The 17,869-nt window shown below is 52.1% G+C and carries 17 protein-coding genes; 12 read left to right on the forward strand and 5 right to left on the reverse strand.

Annotated features, from left to right (window positions below; translation table 11 throughout):
• Positions 1–349 precede the first annotated feature (349 nt).
• Positions 350–2,149: an oligoendopeptidase F gene (pepF, locus tag NST08_RS11455; RefSeq protein WP_007129915.1), complete on the forward strand. Its 1,800-nt coding sequence runs from the start codon at positions 350–352 to the stop codon at positions 2,147–2,149.
• A 59-nt stretch (positions 2,150–2,208) separates the two neighbouring features.
• Here the strand turns inward: pepF and NST08_RS11460 are convergent, their stop codons facing one another.
• Positions 2,209–5,238, reverse strand: coding sequence for a PAS domain S-box protein (locus NST08_RS11460; protein ID WP_341341767.1), 3,030 nt, complete (start codon positions 5,236–5,238; stop codon positions 2,209–2,211).
• Between the two features lie 417 nt (positions 5,239–5,655).
• Between NST08_RS11460 and NST08_RS11465 the strand changes: the two genes are divergently transcribed.
• From NST08_RS11465 to NST08_RS11480, 4 genes are all read left to right on the forward strand, one after another.
• A complete protein-coding gene (locus NST08_RS11465) occupies positions 5,656–6,000 on the forward strand; it encodes a hypothetical protein (protein ID WP_007129917.1) in 345 nt (114 codons plus the stop codon).
• 266 nt (positions 6,001–6,266) lie between these two features.
• Positions 6,267–6,722, forward strand: coding sequence for a VOC family protein (locus NST08_RS11470; RefSeq protein WP_007129918.1), 456 nt, complete (start codon positions 6,267–6,269; stop codon positions 6,720–6,722).
• The gene (locus tag NST08_RS11475; protein ID WP_232239199.1) at positions 6,689–7,513 is read left to right on the forward strand and encodes a DNA alkylation repair protein; all 825 of its coding nucleotides are present in this window, start codon (positions 6,689–6,691) and stop codon (positions 7,511–7,513) included. The genes NST08_RS11470 and NST08_RS11475 overlap by 34 nt, the downstream gene beginning before the upstream one ends.
• A 28-nt stretch (positions 7,514–7,541) precedes the next feature.
• Entirely contained in the window at positions 7,542–8,126 is a 585-nt protein-coding gene (locus tag NST08_RS11480; RefSeq protein ID WP_007129920.1) for a TetR/AcrR family transcriptional regulator, read from the forward strand.
• A gap of 204 nt (positions 8,127–8,330) precedes the next feature.
• Here the strand turns inward: NST08_RS11480 and NST08_RS11485 are convergent, their stop codons facing one another.
• Together NST08_RS11485 and NST08_RS11490 are read right to left on the reverse strand one after the other, a co-directional pair.
• Complete coding sequence (locus tag NST08_RS11485; protein WP_007129921.1) at positions 8,331–9,284, reverse strand: aldo/keto reductase; 954 nt, start codon at positions 9,282–9,284, stop codon at positions 8,331–8,333.
• 22 nt (positions 9,285–9,306) lie between these two features.
• A complete protein-coding gene (locus NST08_RS11490; protein WP_040738639.1) occupies positions 9,307–10,302 on the reverse strand; it encodes a Gfo/Idh/MocA family protein in 996 nt (331 codons plus the stop codon).
• Positions 10,303–10,428: 126 nt separating this feature from the next.
• Here NST08_RS11490 and NST08_RS11495 point away from each other — a divergent pair, with 126 nt between their 5' ends.
• Both NST08_RS11495 and NST08_RS11500 read left to right on the forward strand, forming a co-directional pair.
• Entirely contained in the window at positions 10,429–11,265 is an 837-nt protein-coding gene (locus NST08_RS11495; RefSeq protein ID WP_007129923.1) for a helix-turn-helix transcriptional regulator, read from the forward strand.
• A gap of 163 nt (positions 11,266–11,428) precedes the next feature.
• Positions 11,429–12,019: a hypothetical protein gene (locus NST08_RS11500; RefSeq protein WP_007129924.1), complete on the forward strand. Its 591-nt coding sequence runs from the start codon at positions 11,429–11,431 to the stop codon at positions 12,017–12,019.
• Between the two features lie 203 nt (positions 12,020–12,222).
• On the opposite strand, the gene NST08_RS11505 is transcribed toward NST08_RS11500, so the two are convergent.
• Together NST08_RS11505 and NST08_RS11510 are read right to left on the reverse strand one after the other, a co-directional pair.
• On the reverse strand, positions 12,223–13,035 hold the full coding sequence (locus NST08_RS11505; protein ID WP_007129925.1) for a hypothetical protein: 813 nt from the start codon (positions 13,033–13,035) through the stop codon (positions 12,223–12,225).
• 217 nt (positions 13,036–13,252) lie between these two features.
• Positions 13,253–13,867, reverse strand: coding sequence for a DUF1796 family putative cysteine peptidase (locus NST08_RS11510; RefSeq protein WP_028403565.1), 615 nt, complete (start codon positions 13,865–13,867; stop codon positions 13,253–13,255).
• A gap of 469 nt (positions 13,868–14,336) precedes the next feature.
• Here NST08_RS11510 and NST08_RS11515 point away from each other — a divergent pair, with 469 nt between their 5' ends.
• The 5 genes from NST08_RS11515 (at position 14,337) to NST08_RS11535 (ending at position 17,808) form a co-directional block, all read left to right on the forward strand.
• Positions 14,337–15,722, forward strand: a complete 1,386-nt coding sequence (locus NST08_RS11515) for an MATE family efflux transporter (RefSeq protein ID WP_213615143.1) — start codon at positions 14,337–14,339, stop codon at positions 15,720–15,722.
• Positions 15,723–15,901: 179 nt separating this feature from the next.
• A complete protein-coding gene (locus tag NST08_RS11520) occupies positions 15,902–16,162 on the forward strand; it encodes a metal-sensitive transcriptional regulator (protein WP_007129928.1) in 261 nt (86 codons plus the stop codon).
• Between the two features lie 136 nt (positions 16,163–16,298).
• Entirely contained in the window at positions 16,299–16,526 is a 228-nt protein-coding gene (locus NST08_RS11525; RefSeq protein ID WP_007129929.1) for a sulfurtransferase TusA family protein, read from the forward strand.
• 63 nt (positions 16,527–16,589) lie between these two features.
• Positions 16,590–17,075 carry a DsrE/DsrF/DrsH-like family protein gene (locus NST08_RS11530; RefSeq protein ID WP_028403563.1) on the forward strand — a complete coding sequence of 162 codons (486 nt, stop codon included), beginning with the start codon at positions 16,590–16,592 and terminating at the stop codon, positions 17,073–17,075.
• 145 nt (positions 17,076–17,220) lie between these two features.
• On the forward strand, positions 17,221–17,808 hold the full coding sequence (locus tag NST08_RS11535) for a sulfurtransferase TusA family protein (protein WP_144869483.1): 588 nt from the start codon (positions 17,221–17,223) through the stop codon (positions 17,806–17,808).
• Positions 17,809–17,869 lie beyond the last annotated feature (61 nt).

The following is a 17,869-nucleotide window of genomic DNA, read 5'->3' on the forward strand; positions in this document are numbered from 1 at the left end:
GGCTTCAATTGATATCCGCAGTTCTTAACTAATTCACCGGAGGAAATGTAGATACGCATCAAGAAATAAACATTAACCTCTACAGGTTATGTCCATTATTTACCAACCTTGACGATCATGCATTCCATCCATATGAAATTGGCTTAGTTAAGAACAACCACCGACATCAAAATCTCTCCTTTAGATAAGGTATGGTCCTACTATAAACATATTCCAGATTAATTGTCAAGGGGCAGGAGGGAAATGGCTGTGTTGGTCGAAACTGTGATATGATGAAAATGGTTTCTTAAACGAAAGATGAACAGACGGGATCCATTCGATCGCACAACATGTGAGAGGAGCTGTAGCCATGGGGAAAATGCTGGCTAGAAATGAGGTTAAAGTCGAAGCAACCTGGAATCTGGACGATTTATTCGCGTCGGAGGAGGAATTCGAATCAGGCTTGCAGGACGTGGAAGCGCAGGCAGCCCGATTGACGCGGTTTAAAGGGAGACTGGGCGAGGGGGCGCATGTGCTTCTTGAATGCTTGAACGAGCATGAAGCGCTTATGGAGCGAATCGGGAAGATATCGGCCTATGCCCATCTCCGGCAATCGGAGGATGGGACCAATCCGGCGAATCTTGCGAGAGCTGCCAAGACGGGCGATTTGGTATCGCGGATCAAATCCTCGCTGACATTCCTTGAATCGGAGCTGCTGGAGCTAGAGGAAGGCGTCATCGATACATATATCCATCAGGAGGAAGGGCTTAAGTCGTATGCTCGCAGCCTGGGGCTGCTCCTGGAAACGAAGCCGCACCGGCTCAGTCCCGAATCGGAGCGCGTTCTTGCATCGCTTAGCGAAGTGCTTGGAGCCCCGTACCGTATTTATTTGCGGGGCAAGCTGTCGGATATGACGTTCGACGATATTTCGGTACGGGAAGAAACGATGCCGGTTTCGTTCCGTTTATACGAGAACGCGTATGAGATGTCGGAGGATACCGAGCTCCGCCGTGAAGCGTATGCTTCGTTCACCAAGTCGCTCCTAGGCTCCCGGCACACATTTGCCGAAGCTTACGCGACCGAGGTGAAGAAACAGGTCGTGCTGTCCCGCTTGCGCGGCTACGAGTCCGTGACGGACATGCTCCTGCAGCCGCAGCAGGTGACCAAGGAGATGTACAATCATATCCACGATACGATTCTTTCCGAGCTTGCTCCCCATATGCGCAGGCTCATGGCCCTGAAGAAGCGGGTGCTCGGTCTGGACCGCATGCTGTTCTGCGACTTGAAGGCGCCGATGGATCCGGACTTCAATCCAAGCATAACCTATGAGGAAGCATGTGCTGCAATTACCGATTCCCTGGCGATTCTGGGTTCTGAATATACGGATATCGTCGAGACCGCATTTGCGAACCGCTGGGTGGATTATGCCGACAACATCGGTAAGTCGACGGGGGCCTTCTGTTCCTCGGTTTACGGCGTGCATTCCTATATTCTGGTGACGTGGGCGGACAACATGCGAGGCGCCTTTACGCTGGCGCATGAGATCGGCCATGCCGGCCATCTGATGCTGGCGGCCCGCAACCAGCGCATGACCAATGCTCGGCCTTCCATGTATTTTATCGAAGCCCCGTCAACGATGAACGAGCTTCTGTTGGCAGACCATCTGATGAGCAAATCCCAGGATAAGCGGATGCGCCGCTGGATCATTCTTCAGCTGCTCAGCACCTACTATCACAATTATGTTACGCATCTGCTGGAAGCTGAATTGCAGAGAAGAGTATATGCGCATGCGACGGCGGATCAGCCGATCACAGCAGATACGCTCTCGTCTTTGAAAGGCGCCGTGCTGTCCGACTTCTGGGGAGATGCACTGGAGCTGGACGAAGGCGCTAAGCTGACCTGGATGAGGCAGCCGCATTACTATATGGGCTTGTACCCGTATACCTATGCGGCAGGTCTGACGGCTTCGACGGCCGCGGCACAGCTCATTCGCGAGGAAGGGCAGCCTGCGGTCGATCGCTGGCTGCAAGTGCTTAAGGCTGGCGGCAGCATGACGCCGCTGGAGCTGATGTCACTCGCCGGAGTCGACATGACGACATCCGAGCCGATCTCTAGAGCCGTAGCCTATGTCGGATCGCTGGTGGATGAGCTGGAGTCCTTATACGCTTAAGCTATCACAAAAAAAAAGGGAGAACCGAAGGCGCGTCTCATGCCAATCGGTTCTCCTTTTTATTCATATGCTTCCTCAACGGGAGTGAGGGACGTGTCCTTTGGCTCTACGGCCCGTGTCGGTATGGAGAAATAGAACGTGGAGCCGCCGAATTCCCGGCTGTCTACCCCGATGATACCGCCCATGAGCTCGACAAGCTTCTTGCTGATCGCGAGTCCCAGCCCGGTGCCGCCGTACTTGCGGTTTAACGATGGATGGAGCTGTGAGAAGGAGAGGAACAGCTGATGCTGACGGTCGGCCGGAATGCCGATCCCGGTATCCGTAACTCGAATCGTCAGCGTAAGCTCACGGGTGCCGATGCGCCGGACGGCGTCGGCAGTCAGCGTCACGCTGCCTTGCTCCGTAAATTTGATGGCATTGCTGATCAAATTGACGAGCACCTGTCGCAGCCGCAAAGCATCCGCAACAATGACATCAGGGACGCTGTCTTCGTTCACGCTCCATGAAAGGGTTAGTCCTTTCTCGCTGGCTTTGGCATTGAACAAGTCTACGACGCTTCCCAGCAGGCTGCGGACATCGATCGGTTCCTCGCCAATCGACATTTTACCGGTCTCGATCCGGCTAAAATCGAGGATATCGTTCAAAATATGCAGGAGCGATTCACCGCTCTCCTTAAGAATGTCCGTATAATTTGCCTGTTCTTCATCGAGGTCGGTCGTCTTTAGGAGATCGATCATCCCCATTATGCCGTTCATCGGCGTACGAAGCTCATGGCTCATCATCGTCAAAAATTCCGTCTTGGCCTGATCTGCCCGCTCAGCCGATTCTTTGGCGCGTATGATCTCTTTCTCATCGGTAATATCGCGGAATACCATCACGGCACCTTTGCGCTCGCCCCGATCCCAGATCGGATTGACTTGGTAATTGGCCAGGAAGCTGGTTCCATCGCGCCGCCACAGCACGATTTCGGTTCGAAGGAGAGGCTTTCCTTGCAAGAGAGCCATCTCAAGGGGGGAGTTCCTCCCGCGGTAAAAGCTGCCGTCATGCCGAATCTCCCTGATGATTTGATCGCAGGATCTGCCGATGACATCACCCGCATCTTCCCCCAGCATGGACGCACCGGCCGGATTGATGAAGGCGACTTTGCCGTTAATGTCCAGCCCGATAATGCCTTCGGACACCGTGTTCAGCAGCAGCGTGAGCTCGCGGCTCAGCTTCTTGATCTCCTCCATCGAACGGTTGCGCTCCGTAATGTCCCGGGTAATTCCATAAACGCCGACAACCTCTTCATCCACGATGATCGGAATGTTAACGGTATTGATTTCGATCGGATGACCATCCTTGTGAATGATCGACAGGTCATAGCTCTGCGGGTTTCCTTCCTTCGCTTGGTTAAAATGGTACTGCGTCCGCGGCAGATCCTTATCCGCCACGATGGGACCGTAATACATGCCGACAAGCTCGTCCAGCGAATAACCGGTTAATTTCTGCAAATTCGGATTGGCCGTCAAATACTCGCCTTCCAGATTCATGGAGTAGACGGCAAGCGGATTGTACTCGAACAGCGATCGGTACCGCTGCTCGCTTTCCTTCAGCTTGAATTCGATACGCTTCCGTTCGGATATATCGCGGGCGATGGAGATGATTTCACGATGCCCGTCCTGTCCCGTAATGAACTTGCAGTTCACTTCGAACCAAATGTGCCTGCCGTCTTTATGTAAGTAACGGAAGGTGATCGGGGTAAGGGAGGTCTCGTCTAAGGTTCGCTGCAAATACGCTTTGAGCGGCCCGATGTCCTCCGGATATACGTAATCGAATGCACTGGTCCCCACAAGCTCTTCAGGATTATAACCGAGGAGCGAATAACAGGAAGGCGAGCAATATAGAAAGGTACAGTCGTCAATCGTATTCCGCGATATGAAATCCAGCGAATTTTCCGTGATCAGCCTGTATTTCTTCTCGTTCTCAACCAATTGCTGCGCGATCAGTGATTCTTCGGTAATATCCTGGGCCATTCCGACCAGTTCGATCGGTTTGCCTTCGCTTCGGGCCGATACTTCCCACTGTGCCCGGAGCGTACGAATGGTGCCGCCTTCAACCTGAATCCTGTAAATAATCTCGTCGGGCTGTCCCTTGATTGCCGACAGGATCGCACGCCGGAGACGTTTGCGGTCTTCGGTGACAACCGCGGAAAGAAGGGATTTATGATCACGCTCAATCGGCTCCAGTTGGTAGCCGTAAATTCGGCGTATTTCTTCGCTGAAGGATAATGTCCGGGTCACAAGATCCCATCTCCAGGAACCGATTTTGGCGATCCGCTGGGCACGGGCGAGCGTGTCTTCATCGATTTTGCGCTTGGTAATATTGCGTGCGATCGCCAGCACCTTTGTTATTTGACCTTCGGCCCCCCGGATGACGTGGAAGGAGGTTTCAAACCATAGATAGTGTCCGTCTTTATGGCGGATACGCCTGTTGAATATTTCGCTATCCGAGAACAGCTTTCCGGGCTGTTTCATTTCTTCGGAGTCGGCCGAATGGTAAAACTCGGCGCGATGCCTGCCAACCATCTCTTCCTGACGATATCCTAACAAGTGGGTTGCGGAAGGGGAGATGTATTCAATGATTCCATCGGCATTGCTGATCGAGATGAGATCTTGTCCGCTCTTCAGGATGAGCGCAAGCAGCTCCTCCTGACCGATCATCGGCAAGGGGGCTTCCTTGATCTCCGCTCGGTCAATGCAGCACAGGATGAGCGGTTCTTTCCCGTTTGCCGATGACGCCAAGAGAGAGAACTCCGCGGTTATGGACATTGCCCGTCCATCCGCGGACTGAAATGAAATCGTCTCCTGAAGTCCATTGGCGACATCAAAGCTTTCAATTCGCTGCAAAGCTTTTTGGGAGAGGCCCTTCAGAACCAGGAGCTCGCGAGGCTTTCGCGTCAGCAGCTCGGAACGCGTGGATCCAAGGATTTCGCAGAAGCGTTCGTTCATCATCACAATCTGCTCTGTCTTTAAGGATATCAAAACCGCCCCGACAGGCAGTTTGTTAAACATGGGTTCCCAGAACCAATCTTCCGTAAAATTCCTCATATCATAGGCTGCCTCCCTGAGAAATGCTCTACCATTTGATCATAGTGGATCGTTCATTGTTCTAGCAATAGATAAAAGGATACAAATCAACATGACAAAACTTATGCGAAAGAGCTTACCGGTAAGCCCTGCGCGTACGAGGTTTGGTGCAAATATGTAGGATGGTACCGAACATGCTCGCCTTTAGCGGGTATTGACCATTTTTATGGGAACCTCCGGTTTCCGCCCTTCAGAAAATAGCTCCTGCGTCTTGTGATAATCCCGCATATGTGTGCTTATACAATTCGTAACCTCCTTGTTTGGTTGTACTATACCCGTATCATTCTGCGTTTAAACTGCTTTTCAGTTGTAGGCTAACACCCTATGCGGGATAATTGCATACTATGCAGGGTAGAAGATAACGAAGGAGGAAGTTTCATGAACACATATCCATCTCAACAACAAATGCTGTTTCAATGCGATCATCATATGGCCCATTCCATGAAAAAGCATAAGGAGAACGCCCATGCTGCCTTGAAAAAGGCGATGAAGCACAAAGTTCGCGTAGAGACGCTGGATGATGAAGTCTTCGAGGGGGTCATCATCAATGTAGACGCCAAATACGTATATATCCAGATCGAGCAGGAAGGAAGCAGAGGCTTTTATCCCGGCTATCCATATCCGAGACCGCCGTTTGCGCCGTATCCGTACAATCCGTATTACAGCAACGTTATCCTGCCGCTCGCACTGTTTGACCTGCTGGCCGTCAGCCTGCTGTGGTAATTATTCATTAGTGCGCGGGGTGCTCCTGAAGGTTCTTGGACCAGGTGCACCCCTTATTTGATAGAGCGATGAAGATCGGCACCCCGCGTGTCAGTGAATAATGGCATTGACGAAAAATACGAGAAAACTGCCGTTGGTTCACGCAGCTTCTCCTCCATCTAGCGTCGATTTTTTGAAGGGAGCGGAAAAAATAATTTCAGCTATTTACATACATGCTGTATGTATGTTAGATTTAAGCCAATCATGAATAAGGAGTTGTTGATCCAGTGAACGTACAAGGCTTTTACCCGGTTATTATGTCCGGGCACATGGAGGAGAGTAAGGATTTTTATACCCGTTTATTTGGCTTTGAGGTTGTCTTTGAAGCGGACTGGTACATAAGCTTGAAAAGAAATGCCGGACCGGACAAGCTGTATGAGCTCGCCGTATTGTCTTGGAATCATGAAACGGTGCCGGCTGCTTTTCAGAGAGAGGTGCAGGGATTGATTCTCAATTTTGAGGTGGACAATGTCGACGCTGAATACGACCGGCTGATCAAGCAAGAGGGTCTCCCGCTTCATTTGGACATTCGCGACGAGGCGTTTGGCCAAAGGCATTTCATCACAAGCGATCCGAGCGGCGTGCTGATCGACATGATCCAGATTATTCCGCCATCCGAGGCCTTTGCGGACAATTACAAGGAAGACGTATGGACCGATCCGGAACCCAAGGCCGTCCAATGACACATTCCCAGCCCTTAAAGAATTATTTCGGGAGGGAGCTTGCCCTGACCCTATCGGATTTGATTCAGCCGCTCGTGGCCCGGTTTCCTGTCGACTCCTTCGTGGAGGCCGTAACCCGGCAATCCGAATCCCTTGAGCTCAAAGGGAGAGTTGCGATGATCGCGGCCGAGCTTCATCAAGCGTTGGCCATGCCGTATGAGGGCAGTTTGGAAGTGCTGCTTGACATCCTCGGCCCGGAAAATGAAACCGAGCAGGGCATGTTCACGAACGGCTATTTTTTAATGCCGGTTGCGTACTATGTCGAGCGTTACGGACTTCAGCATTTTGACCTGTCCATGCATGCCTTATATGAAATCACGAAGCGGCATACTTCGGAGTATGCCATCCGCCCTTATTTGCTGAAGTATGAGGATCAGTGCCTTGAACGATTGAAAGCGTGGAGAACGGATTCCAGCCTGCATGTCCGCCGACTCGTCAGCGAGGGGACACGTCCCCGTCTCCCTTGGGCTAAGCGGATTCCGGTTATAAAGGGGGATCCTTCGCATCACCTTGCTTTGATCGAGCCGCTGCTGAATGATCCATCGTTGTATGTCAGAAAATCCGTGGCCAATCATCTGCACGACCTAAGCAAGGATTACCGGGATTTCGTCATTACTTGGCTGGCGGAGCGACAGCACAGCGGCGGGGAGCATTTTCCTTGGATCGTCCGGCATGCGTGCAGATCATGGATGAAGGGCAGCGAAATGAAGAGCATGCACGAGCTTTTCTCTTCTGCTATATTTACAACATAGAATGAAGATTTGAAGAGAGGCATTTACGATGAAAAGAAGCAAGACGGAAGCGCAGGAGACGATGGAACGTCTGCTGCAGGTTGCAAGAGAAGAGTTCGCGGACAAAGGCTATGCAGACACCGCACTGGAGATGGTCGCGGATATCGCCCAAGTAACCCGGGGCGCGCTCTATCATCATTTTAAGAATAAAAAAGGGCTGTTTCTCGCCGTCCTGGATCTCGTACAGCGCGAAGTTTCAGAACGCGTCGCCTCGGAGGCGGGCCGTTCAAGCGAACCCTGGGAGCAGCTTCTGCTGGGCTGCCGGGCTTTTATCGCCGCGGCGGTAGAACCGCAGAACATGCGGATCATGCTGATCGATGGTCCGGCAGTCGCCGGCTGGGAGACTTGGCGCCAGATGGACGAAATCCATTCGATGCGTCATCTGCGGGAACAGCTGGATGGGATGCAGCAGAAGGGGGAGATGAAACAGCTGCCCGTCGATGCGATGACCCATGCGTTATCTGGCGCAATGAATGAATGCTCGTTGTGGGTGGCGGAAGCGGAGGATACGGCTCAGGCAGCTGATGATTCGATGCGGATTATTGAAACGATGCTGACGGGATTTAGGCGCTGACAGGCCATACTCCGATCGCGGATATCGAAATAGGAGATAAGCAGCCGGCCGGCAAGGAAAAAGCACCCGAATGGAGGGGTTCTCCAAAGTTCGGATGCTTTTTTTTAAAAAAAATTTATGCTCAGCAGAATTATGTGTGCTGCGAGGGAGGCTCAGGTCTGCAGCGTTCGAAAACCTCCTGCTGCCCTTCATCCATCCGGTCGATCAGCTTAACGATAGAGGGAGTTGTTCGCTCGTAAGATCAAGCCAATCCAATTCTTCCCGCGTCAGCTTGATCTTCGCTCCCTCATCACAGGATTTTAGTTCTTCCGCGTTTTGGGCGCCGATCAGCGCGCAGGTCGGGAAGGGCTGATTCAGGACATAAGCGAGTGCGATCTGAATCGTCGTAACCTGCTTGGCTTCGGCAAGCTTCTTGGCCCGCTCGAGCCGCTCCCAGTTGGCATCGCTATAGAACACACGGACCAGATCTGCGTTGTCCCGCACCTCGGGAGTGAATCGCCCCGTGAAAAATCCTCTGGCCTGCGACGACCAGGACAATAGCGGGAATTGCTCGGCTTCATGCCATGCGCATGTCTCTGCATCCGCAGATACGCAGCCTTTCCAGAAAGGCTCATTCGGTTTCGCAAGGCTCAAATTCGGACTGCTGAAGGAGAAGCCGACGAGTCCGTTCGCTTCCGCATATTGATTTGCCTCCCGGATCCGTTCCCAGGTCCAGTTGGACACGCCGATCGCTTTCACGGTTCCGGATTCGATATATTCGTTGAGCGCCTCCACTACCTCGCCAGCCGGAACATTCGGATCGTCGCGATGCAGTGCGTACAGATCGATATAGTCGGTCTGCAGCCGCTGCAGGCTGTCGGTGATGTCATTCTTGATATCCTTCCGGGTCACGCGCGGTCCGTTCTGGTCGTGGTGAGCGCCCTTGGTCAGAATAACAAGCTGCTCCCGGTTGCCACGCTCCTGCATATAACGACCGATCACTTCCTCGCTTTGGCCGCCGCAATAAATATGGGCCGTATCGATCGAATTGCCACCGATGGCCAGAAATGCGTCCAGATTGGCAGCTGCCCGCTCGTAGGAATCATGGTAGAAGTAGTCCGATCCTTTCATCAGCACGGAGACGGGTTTGTTCAATCCCTTGATTGAAATATACTTCATGTTCATACCTCCTTTAAAAATGTCACAGTACGATTCTTGACCGCTCATGGGCGGATTTCAGACATGCGTCAATGACCCTCATATTACGGACGGCATCTTCTGTTGTGTATCGGAGCGGCTTGCCGTCCAGTACCGCTTCGGCGATACGGTCACCCTGCTCGCTGTATGCGTTGGCGGAAGGAACCTCGATTTCCTTCCGGCCTTCACCGGTCGTCAAGAAGAAATTGGCCCCGTTCTCGGGCAGGCTGTATGCATACGGCACCTCGATTAGCCCTTCGGTCCCCACGATTTCAAGCGGATTACGGTAGGCGGCCCACATGCCGCAGTCAAAGGTCAGCGATACGGCACCTTCAAATTCGACCAGTCCGGATGCCATCATGTCGACATGATCATGCTCCGGCGAGAAGAAGGCCTGGACGGTAACGGCTTCAGGCTCTTTATCGAGCAAAATCCGGGCTGCGTTAATCGGGTAACAGCCGACGTCATAAATGGAACCGCCGCCCCAGTCCTTACGGAACCGGACGTTGCCTTGGTTGGCCGAGCTGTTAAAGGTGAAGGCGCTGCGGATGCCTCGGATCTCGCCGATCGCTCCGGATGCGATATATTCCTTCAAGATATCGTACCGCGGGTGGTAACGGTACATGAACGCTTCGGCCAGAATCACGCCGGCCTTCGCTGCGGCATCAGCCATCTCGGCGGCTTCGGCCTCCGTCAGCGCGATCGGCTTCTCGCAGAGCACATGCTTTCCGGCTTCGGCCGCTCGGATGCTCCATTCTTTATGTAAATGGTTAGGAAGGGGAATGTAGACCGCATCAATGTTAGGATCCTCGAGCAGGGCTTCATAGCTTCCATACGAGATATTTATGTTAAGCTCTTCGGCGAGTTGCCTTGCTTTATCCTCCTGCCGGCTCGCGATGGCTGCAACTTCATTGCGACGGGATTGCTGGAGTCCGGGAATGACCGCACGCTTGGCGATGCTGGCGCAGCCCAAAATGCCCCACCGTAGTTTCTTGCTCATCTTCATCAGTTCCTCCTTCGTTACTTGAGTAAGATTATATTGCGATTATAAGAGAGAATAATTAAAATTAATATAATATTATTTTGTATTGGATTAAAACAATATTGTCATCGAGGAGACCTAGGAATGAAACGCCAAATCCACTTGCTGACCCTGCCGGAGATGCCGTTCTTCTGCTTTCCCGAATCGGTGGGCATTTACCGGGAGGAGCCGGAGCACTCGGTTACGCGGGCTGCCGGGGCACTGAACAATTTCAACATTCATTACGTCGCTTCCGGTACGGGGTATGTGGAAATCGATCAGCAAGTGCATACGCTGGGGCCCGGCGAAGCCGTCCTGTATTTCCCCATGCAGGCACAGCGTTATTACAGCAGCGAAGATGACCCATGGGACGTCCGCTGGTTCCATTTTTACGGGAGCGGGCTGCAAAATTATTTGATCGAACGGGAATTTCATCGCAGTCCGCTGTGGAGTGTCCGTCAGCCTGCTGCATTTGAGGAGGCGCATGAAACGCTGTTAAAGGAGGCGGAGAGGCATCGGATGCTGAACCCGGCCCAGCTGTCGACGCTAACCTATTCGCTGCTGACGGTCTTCGTGGAGCAGGCATCCGCGCTCTCTGACCATAAATCCAGCAACTCGGGCAGCCGTATTCTCGAATTGCTGCCGATCATTCAGCAGGAAGCCGCCAAGCCGTTTATACTGGAGGAATGGGCATCAAGGATCGGGGTAAGCACCTATTACTTCTGTAAGCTCTTTCGAAACGTCATGGAAATGACGCCGATGGAATTCGTCACCAGGTGCCGCCTGCAAATGGCCAAGCAATGGCTGCTGGAACACAAGGACAAGACGATCGGACAAATTGCCGTTGAGGCTGGATATCCGAGCGTCAGCTACTTTAATAAGCGGTTTATGGAGCATGAAGGGATGACGCCGTCTTCCTACCGGCGCTTGCACGGAGGATAGTCTGGTCGTCCTGTTCCCACGTACGGGAACGAGCCCGACTTAGGTCCAGGTTCTAATCACTTCTAGAGTCGGTTTTGGCTTTGGTTTAACCGGATTACAATGGAGTTAACGAGGGATTTGACGAAATCCTGACCGATGATCAAGTTAAACGGGGGAAAGACCAATGTCCGATACAAAGAACTTATATATATTGCTAACCGATACGGGAACGATGTTTACGAGGCTGATCAAGCGAATTACGGCTGCGCCGTATAACCACGCTTCCATTGCATTGGATGGCCAGCTTAATGAGGTGTTCAGCTTCGGCCGGAAATGTGCCGATAATCCTTGGGTGGGAGGCTTTGTGGAGGAAGACGTATATGAAGGAACCTTCAGCCATTTTCCGGGTACGCGATGCGCGTTATTGCGCTTTGAGGTGACTCAGGAGCAATATGATCAGGTCCGCGCGGTGATCCAGCGCTATAAAGACGAGGAGGACGCCTACCGGTATAATCTGATCGGATTGTTCGGTGTTCTAATGAGGCTGGATATTACGAGAGAGCGGTCCTACTTCTGCTCTCAATTCGTTGCCGAGACGTTGCGCCAGAGCGGGATTCGCCTGTGGGACCGTTCGTCCACGCTGGTGACGCCGCATGATTTTCTGCTGCACCCCTCGATGGAGGTAGTGTATGAAGGCATGCTGTACGACTATCCGCTTCTAGATCAGACGAGACTGGCAAGCTTCCATCATCCGCTTCAATCGGCGGCACAGTAGAAGGCATCCTGAGGTGCTTGGCATACAGTTGGATAGGATAACGATCATCCTCTGCCGTCCGGCAGAGGATGATTTATTGTGGCCGCTACTCTCCAATGGGAGTCGAGCCGATCCTCATTCGAATCGTGTCCATACTTTCCTATTGAAGTTGTGTCGATACTTTTCAAGCTTGATTCGTCACTAGCCCATAGACAGGGATGCCGTTATTTGATGTGACCATTAGCCTGCCGGATTATCGTTTCGATCCGCTGTTCGTGTTGGAAAACGCTCTTCTTCTTCGCCAGAATTTGGCCGGAGAGGGTGAGCATCCGTGCCAAGGTATCCGATGTCCGTGACGGATCCTGCGACTTTACGGCGGCTTTAAAGTTCTTCCATTCGGTGTTCAACAGCTTGTTCGGGGTCGAGATCGCACTCTTGTCGCTTTTGATTTTGCTCTTATACGGCTCGATCCCGGATAGCACGGACCGCACTTTGGCCGCCTTGCCGGTACGTTCCTTCTTGGCTGCCGTCAGCGCCGCTTGCTTCTGCTTGATATCCTGCCTCCCAATATTCACCAGCAGCTTCATGCTGTTAGCCTGCGTCTGCAGCATCTTGGATAACGTCTTGTCCTTCAATTTCTTGGCTGCCGCAACCTGCCTGTTTAGCGCCGTGTAGCTGTCGAATAAAGGCTGATATTTACGCTTCGCCGCATTCAGCTGTTCCTCCAGATTGCGGATCTTGTCTTTATCCAGATCGCTGATCCTTCTGCGCACTTCCGAAGCCTTGGCTTCGTTGGCATAATGCAGCGAAGCGATTTTATCATCCCATTCCATGGTCTCTTTCCGTTCGGCTTTAAACGTATCATACTGCTTGAGCAGCCTGGTACCGCCCGACCCGCCGGCACGGCCTGCGGTTTCGCTTAGCTGATGGTTGATCGCATCCGTGAATTCGATCGCTGCGGCCGCGGCCTCCCGGACCGGCACTAGACCAATTATCAATTGCATCGCAAGATAGATCATGAACATTTTCTTCATCATGACAGTAATGCCCCTTCCATCCATTGGATTCGTTCCGAAAAGCCGCTCGTAAGCTCATACGAAGTCCGGGTAACAACGCAAAAAAGCACCCGGGCAGCAGGCGTCAATGCCTGGCTTACGGGTGCTTCCTTCGTAAGAATCCAGAATTAGTTTAGTAAAATATACAATATATAACCTATATTTGTAAATCATGTCTATGGTCAATTCTTTAAAAAGTTTAAGCGAGTCGAATCTTTGACAGAATCGCTGCCCATGCTTCCGTATCGCCTTCCCACGTCCTGCCTTTCGGGATGCGAACAAGCCTGGCATCTTCAGCGAACGAAGGCAGCTCCACGATGTCCGAGTCTTCTCCATGAAGAATAAATAGCATGGAAATATGGGGATTGGCATACGTTTCATGGATGGAGGCATAGATGGCTTCGGCATCCTGCTGATGTTGAATGATCCGCACGAGAAGAACGCTTTGGCCGGATGCCAGGCAATCATTAAACCGTGCGATTCTTCGATCCAGCCGTTCCCGAAATTCGGCATAGTCGTGTAGCGGCGGCTGGTCGGGCGTATTTTTAAAATCGTGAAATGACAAACAGGTTGACTGCCGATCGCGCACATAGTAGGTGTTTACGGATTTGCCGTAGATCTCCAAATGCTCGAGCTGCATAAAGCCTTCAAGCCGCCTGCGGATCACGCCGCAAAAATCGGCGGTCGATGCGAAATTGAACCAATCCCAGGGACCTGCCTGACGCCGCAGACCGTTTCGCTTGAGCTGAGCGGCAACCTGGCAGTTATGCCCCAGGCTGAAAATTGCCTCGTACCGGTACGGTTGTGTCTCCATTTCGAAGACCTCCCTTCCAATCTATCATTTCTTATTCTATGTTGATTGATAGAAAGGGTAAGGGCGCAGGAGAATTACAAGGAGCGCTTCAACCTCCTTAACCAACCGTCACAGGTAATTGTTTCGGTAAGCGGATGCGGACCGTTTCGGGCAATCTTCTTTCATTTCCGGCATTAGCATTATTGTGATGGCGGGAAGCTCCCCTATACGGCGGTTTACGGTCTATTACTATGGAGCCGGCTCATTGACAGGAGTAGAGGTCAGGTGATATTCTCCAATCAAACACGGGGTTTATCCGGGAAGACAACGAAACGATCCGAATCTGCCCCCTTGCCGCGGGCCCTGCTCCGGCTTGTGAGGTCGGTTACGGCGGCAGCGAATATACCGTTAACCAGAAGCTCTTCACTTACGAAGAGTTTTTTTCATGGCGGAAGAACCGTGTACTACAGCGAAAAGAATGTGATGACAGATGTTGGTTCGACTACGAACCCGAATGAACGGTTTACTACAAAATCATTTTTCCGGAGAGTCGATGGACTACCGGCAAATCTTTGCACTCATGCTTCCGATTCTGATCGACCAGGCTTTTATCATCGGCCTTAACTTGGTCAACACGGCGATGATCAGTTCCTCGGGAGTGGCGGCGGTCAGTGCCGTCAACATGGTCGATGCGCTGAATATTTTTCTGATCAACGTATTCGTAGCGGTGGCTACAGGAGGTACGGTCGTGGTCGCACAGTATAAAGGCAGCGGCAATGGGCAGATGGTGTCCAGGGCTTCTGCGGCTACGGTCACCTCGGTGACGATTATTGCACTAGCGATCGCGCTGCTTATCATCGGGCTGCATAATCCGATACTCCAGCTTCTGTTCGGCTCCGCTTCGCCGGAGGTATTGGAGAGTGCCCGGATCTACCTGATCGGCAGCGGAACATCCTTTCTAGGAATTGCGGTCGTACAGGCGGTATGCGGAGCGCTCAGGGGCATCGGAAAGACGCGGGCCTCGCTTGCGCTGTCGCTGATTATGAATCTGCTGTATGTGGTGCTGAATATTTTATTTATTACGCTGCTGCATATGGGGGTCTTCGGCATGACCCTGGCCATTAACATTGCCCGTTTTGCGGGTGCGGCCTGCGCGCTGTATTATTTATTCAAGGTCGACGCAACGCTGCATATCCGGCTGAAGGACTTGTTTCATTTTCCATTGTCGATGCTTCGCAAAATCATGTTTATCGGCCTTCCGTTCGCGGCAGAGCAGATGTTCTTCAACGGGGGAAAGCTGCTGACGCAGGTGTTTATCGTAAGCTTAGGCACCTATGCGATCGCTACGAATGCGATCGGCGGATCACTCGCGATGCTGACGCAAATACCCGCGAGCGCCTTGTCGCTGACGATCGTAACGGTAGTCGGCCAATGTATCGGCCGGGGGGATATTGCGGATGCCCGGAAGTTCATCCGGTCATTTCTATGGCTGGGTGCCATCTCTCTGGCGGTAATGGGACTTATCCTGATCCCGCTGTTCAATCCGCTCGTCGGATTGTTTAATCCGCCGCAGGAAATCGTGCATGAACTGTTCGTTGTCATGCTGATCAACGTGATCATTCAGGTCCCGCTGTGGTCGATCAGCTTCATACTCCCCTCCGCACTCCGGGCGGCGGGAGATTCACGGTTTACTTCCATTACCTCCATGATGACCATGTGGCTGTTTCGGGTCATCCTCGGTTACATCATGGGGATCGTGCTCGGCTGGGGCATTCTCGGCGTCTGGCTCGCCATGAACTGCGAGTGGGGCGTGCGGGGCGCGCTCTTCCTATGGCGGTTCCGCGGCAAAAAGTGGTATGCGCATAAACTGATTTAGCTATCATCCCTATATGAGCTAAGCCCCTATCGTGGGGCTTTTTTTATTTCTTCGGCTGACCTGGATCATTTTTCTAACTTGACTATATACCCGGTGGGGTATATATTATAAGCGTGCCACATCCGTATTCTTAAGCTTAATCCTTGAATTTGGATGGAATAAACCGAGGAGGTATGAGGGTGAGATACGATGATCAGATGAAGAACCGGGTAAAACGGATCGAAGGCCAGCTCCGCGGCATTCTGAGGATGATGGAGGAAGGGAAGGATTGCAGGGAAGTCATTACGCAGCTATCGGCGACGCGCGCAGCGATGGACCGGGCGATCGGCGTCATCGTCAGCGCCAACCTCGTGGACTGCGTCAAAGAGGCTGTGGAGAAAGGCCGGGATACGGAGCAGCTAGTGGTTGAAGCGGTGAATCTGCTCGTCCAGAGCAGATAACGTCACAGGCTATCTAAAAGGGCATTTGACCCAGGGATCAGAATTCGCAAAGGGTTGATGTCCGTTTGTTTTATCATATTATATACCCATGGGGGTATAAATTAAATGGTTGAAACTACGAAGGAGGAATTTTGGAATGCGTGCTGATCAAGTATTGGATGCCAAAGGCTTGGCATGCCCAATGCCAATCGTTAAAACGAAGAAGGCAATGAAAGACATGGAGCAGGGACAAGTGCTCGAGATTCATGCTACTGATCCGGGCGTGAAGAGCGATTTGACGGCCTGGGCCCAATCGATGGGGAACGAACTGCTCGAGCACCGCGAGGAGGACGGCGTGTTGAAGTTTTGGATCCGCAAAGGATGATTTTTGTATCAATAAATATACCCATAGGGGTAGAAGATCACATAAAAAGGAGGAAGAGATATCGTGACCGAACAGAAGCGAACGACCATTATCTTATTCAGTGGGGATTATGATAAAGCGATGGCGGCCTACATCATTGCTAATGGCGCGGCTGCGTATGACCATGAAGTGACCATCTTTCACACCTTTTGGGGGCTGAACGCCCTGCGGAAGGATGAGGATGTGCTGCTGCCTAAGAAAAAAGGGTTCATGGAGAAAATGTTTGCCAAAATGATGCCGAGAGGCGCCAACAAAATGGGGCTGTCGAAAATGAATTTTGCCGGCATGGGACCTAAAATGATAAAGGATGTCATCAAAAAGCACAATGCGGTTCCGCTGCCGCAGCTGATCGAGATGGCGCAGGAGCAGGATGTCAAGCTGGTTGCTTGCACGATGACGATGGATCTTCTCGGCCTGCAGGCGGAAGAGCTGATGGACGGGATCGAATACGCGGGAGTGGCAGCCTATTTGGGAGATGCCCAGGATGGGAATGTAAATTTGTTTATTTAAAGAATTTGGTTCCGTGGCAATTGCGAAAGTGTTCTGAGAATTAAAGCCGTTTTTCTCTAATGAAATAAGATGCATATTAACATTTTTTTATTCGAAAATATACCCCTAAGGGTATATGAAAATCCGAATGGAGGCTAGATCTTTAATGACTACAATACAATCCGATGCGAAGCTGGACGCGAAGGGGCTGGCATGTCCAATGCCGATCGTACGTACGAAGAAAGCGATGAAGGATCTCCAAGCTGGCCAGGTGCTCGAGGTCGAGGCGACGGATCCGGGATCCAAGGCCGATTTGAAAGCCTGGGCGGAAAGCGCCGGGCATCAGTATTTGGGCACGATGGAGGAAAATGGCGTACTGCAGCATTATCTTCGCAAATCGTCCGAGGAGGAAGGAGGAGAGCTCATGTATTCCAATGTGTGCGAACCTGCTGAACTGCAGAAAATGCTGGATTCCGGCGAGTCCGTTGTCGTCTTGGACGTGAGGGAGGCAGCCGAATATGCTTTCCGACACATTCCAAGCGCGGTTTCGATTCCGCTCGGAGAGCTGGAGTACCGTTTAGGCGAGCTGAACAAGGATGACAGGATCTATGTAATCTGCCGGTCGGGCGCCCGCAGCGACTTGGCGTCGAAAAAGCTTGCAGACAGCGGCTTTACGCATGTCGTTAATGTCGTACCCGGCATGAGCAGCTGGAGCGGGCAGACGGCCGGCTTGGACAATGGGCAGATGAAGTAACCGGTATAAGTGACGGGAATGGTAGCTCGCACCTCGGTATTCAAAAACGATAGAGGAACTT

The sequence above is a fragment of the Paenibacillus sp. FSL K6-1566 genome (assembly GCF_038050475.1).
Lineage (GTDB): Bacteria > Bacillota > Bacilli > Paenibacillales > Paenibacillaceae > Paenibacillus_AQ > Paenibacillus_AQ lactis.